We start from the raw sequence: 3,361 nt of genomic DNA on the forward strand, positions 1-3,361 counted from the left end.
GCTTTGTCTTGCGCGGCCAGGCGCGCAATGCGAAGGGGGGAGTTCATTCAGGCCGGGCTCAGCGAGGGCGCCGAAGCGCGCGGGCTGGCCTCACGGCCGAGGAAGATCTCGTCCATCCGGCCCCAGCGGAAATCGCCGAGCAGCCGCGCGATCCGGTCGTGGGTGCGCGGGATGTTGACGTAATGGCGGAAGCGCGTCTTGGCGTTGATGCCGGGGATGCGCGGCTGCTCGCTGTCGATCTCCCACGGATGGAAGTAGAAGACCGCTGGCTCGCCGTCAATCTCGTTGACGCGGCGGATCATCCAGCGTGACAGCGCATAGGGCAGCAGCCGGAAATAGCCACCGCCGCTGCTGGGCAGGTTGCGCGAGCCCATGCGCAGGGTGGTCACCGGGATCTCGAGCAGGCCCTCGCGCACCGGGTAGGCGAAGCGGGGCGAGTCGGGCATGCCGTAGTGGTCGTGGGCGATGGGGTAGACGCTGCTGGAGTAGCGGTAGCCGGCATCGCGCAGCACGTCGAAGGCCCAGAGGTTGGCCTTGCCAATGGAGAAGCTCGGCGCACGGTAGCCGATGACGGGCACGCCGCCCAGGTCCTCGAGCATTTTCTTGGCACGGCTGATGTCGTCCAGGAAGGCCGTCGGGCTGAGGTCGCTGGCACGCTCGTGGCCATAGCCATGGCTGGCCAGTTCGTGCCCGCCGGCCACGATGGCCTTCACCACCTGCGGATAGCGCTCGGCGATCCAGCCCAGCGTGAAGAAGGTGGCCTTGACCTGCTTGGCGGCCAGCAGCGCGAGGATGCGCTCGATGTTGCGCTCGACGCGGCATTCCAGGCCGTTCCAGTCCTCGCGCTTGATGTAGGGCGCGAAGGCGGAGACCTGGAAGTAGTCTTCCACGTCAATGCTCATCGCATTGCGCAGGGCCGGAGTCTTGGTGGGCATCAGCATGATCGGGACTCCATCAGTGCTGCTTCACGGCGTCCACCAGCTTCTGCAGCAGCGCCAGCGTCTGGAGATTGATGCGCTCCAGCCGCATCATGCTGCGCTCCAGGCGCTGCAGGCGGTCGGTGTGGTGATCGGCGCTGAGGGCCGCGATCTCGCTGGACAGGCCATCGACCTCGGCGACGCTCAGCTTCAGCCTGGACACGTCCAGTGCGCCAGGTGCACTGTCCAGCGCACCGGGGCGGCTGTCGGGCAGTTTGGCTGGCGTGCTGTCCAGCGGGCTGACGTCGCTGTGGCGCGGGATCTCGCTCTCCTGGGCGATGTCGCGCAGCACTTCCTTCACGTCCGCCAGCGTCAGATGGCTGCGCCCCTGCATGAAGCCCAGCAGCAGCAGGCGGTCGCACAGGCGATTGATGCGGCGTGGGATGCCGTTGCTGGCCTTGTGGATGGCCGGGAAGGCGTCGTGGTCGAAGGTCGGCTTGCCGGCGGAGCCCGCGCACTTCAGGCGGTGCTCCATGTAGCGCTGGGTCTCGTCTTCGTCCAGCGGGCCGATGTGGCAGGTCGCCGCGACGCGCTGGCGGAACTGCTCCATCTCGGGCTTCTGCAGGATGCCGCGGAACTCGGGCTGGCCGACGAGAAAGGTCTGCAGCAGCGACTGGTTGGCAAACTGGAAGTTGGACAGCATGCGCAACTCCTCGACCGCGCGGGCCGTCAGGTTCTGCGCCTCGTCGACGATGAGCAGGCAGCGCTTGCCCTGGGTGACCTGGTTGACGAAGAAGGCTTCCAGCGTCATCAGCAGCTCGGACTTGGGCGCATCCTTGACGCGCACGCCGAAGGCCGCGCCCACCATGCGCAGGGTGTCCTCGGCGTCGAGCTGGGTGGTCACGACATTGCCGATGACGACGTTGCTGCGGTTCAGGCTGTCCAGCAGGCCGCGCAGCAGCGTGGTCTTGCCGGCACCGATCTCGCCGGTGATGACGATGAAGCCGTCATTGCGCAGCACGCCATAGTCCAGATACGCCTTGGCCCGGCGGTGCTGCTTGCTGCCGTAGTAGAAGTTCGGGTCCGGGCTGAGCTGGAAGGGCTTGCTGCTCAGGCCATAGAAGGCTTCGTACATGTCAGTTGTCCATTACGCATTCTCGGCGCACGAAACCGGCGTCTGCGGGGCCGAGCGCTGGGCCGCTCCCGAGCCGGCCCGTTTGGCGATGTGCTCGCGGCTCGATGCCGCGAGCATCGCCGTCCCCACGGGGGACCGGCTGGGCGCGCCCGCGTTCAGCGGGGCGAGACCGGACGAGGGGCTCCAATTTCATTTCAGAACTGTTGCGTCAGGTTGGCGTAGGCCGCATTCTCGGAATAGGGCCTGACACCTTCGAAGCGGCTGTGGCGCGCACCAAGCTGAATGCTGATGCGCGAACCCAGGCGGCTGTTCCAGTTGGCCACCAGGCTGGTCAGCTGGGTGCGGCGATTGCTGGAGTCGCCGATGGTCTCCTGGCGCGAAGCCGTCAACGACACCCCCGACACCGGCGTGAGCTGGTAGCTGCCCGACAACGAATAGGAGCGCTGGTCGATGCGCGAGTTGTTGGCCAGATCGCCCTGGTTCAGATTGTCCCCCAGGCGGCTGGTGACGGAACGGCTGACCGTGGCCGTCACGTTGCTGCGCACGCCCTGGAGGGCAAAGCTGAGCATCTGGTTGCGCAGCTGGCTCGGCCCGGTGGACAGGAAGCCCACCGCGGCCTGCGCATCGGGCGACAAGCCCTGTGACAGCAGATAGGCACGCACCAGGGTGTCGCGCTTGATCGGGTCCGGCTCCAGCGATGCGAACAACAGGAAGTACAGGTCGTAGTTGGTCCGCACGCCGCCCGTGGCGCCAGCGTTGCCCAGCGTGACGTTGCGGGAGTCCGAGAAGCGCCAGACCGAGTTGCGCATGCGGTGTTCGAAGCTCAGGCCGTGGCTGTTGCCATAGCTGTGACGCTGCCAGTTGCCATTGACGCGCGTACGCGGCGTGGGCGTCCAATCGGCGGTCAGGCCGCCCGTGAGCCCGGTCTGCTCGCCGCCGCTGCGGCTGAGGTAATCATTGCGCTCCTGGCCCGCATTGACGCTGAAGAGCCAGTCGGGGTTGGGGTGGTAGTTCAGGCCCGCCGTCGCCGAGCTGGTGCGGTTGGAGAACGCAGCCTTGGGCCGTACCTGCTGTGTGTTCGCCTGAAGGAACCAACTCAGCACGCCGGCGCTGAGCTGTGCGATGCGCATGGAACCACCGCTGCCGTGACTGTCGCCCAGGGCGCTACCGCGCACCTCGGTGACCGAAAGATTGCCACGCAGATCCACGCTGGCCAATCCACCCAGCTGGCCGTGCAGCAACGGTGAGACGTTCAAGGTGCCCGTCTCGCGCCGGTTGGGGTTGTCCAAAGCGGACACCGAGCCTTGCG

At 66.7% G+C, this 3,361-nt stretch carries 3 protein-coding genes; all 3 read right to left on the bottom strand.

The genetic code is table 11. The annotated features are described in order from the left end of the window. Positions 1-47 precede the first annotated feature (47 nt). Positions 48-941, bottom strand: coding sequence for an XrtA system polysaccharide deacetylase (locus AC1DU6_RS24435; protein ID WP_457322867.1), 894 nt, complete (start codon positions 939-941; stop codon positions 48-50). A 13-nt stretch (positions 942-954) separates the two neighbouring features. Beyond that, a complete protein-coding gene (locus AC1DU6_RS24440) occupies positions 955-2,052 on the bottom strand; it encodes an XrtA/PEP-CTERM system-associated ATPase (protein ID WP_056195797.1) in 1,098 nt (365 codons plus the stop codon). Between the two features lie 194 nt (positions 2,053-2,246). Continuing rightward, on the bottom strand, positions 2,247-3,361 hold a 1,115-nt coding region (locus AC1DU6_RS24445; protein WP_477860239.1), incomplete at its 5' end, for a TIGR03016 family PEP-CTERM system-associated outer membrane protein.

This window comes from Roseateles sp. P5_B10, assembly GCF_056400485.1.

Bases quoted from the DNA above. Each gene is read 5' to 3' on its own strand.
- AC1DU6_RS24435 (WP_457322867.1), bottom strand. From the start codon at position 941: ATGCTGATGCCCACCAAGACTCCGGCCCTGCGCAATGCGATGAGCATT.
- AC1DU6_RS24440 (WP_056195797.1), bottom strand. From the start codon at position 2,052: ATGTACGAAGCCTTCTATGGCCTGAGCAGCAAGCCCTTCCAGCTCAGC.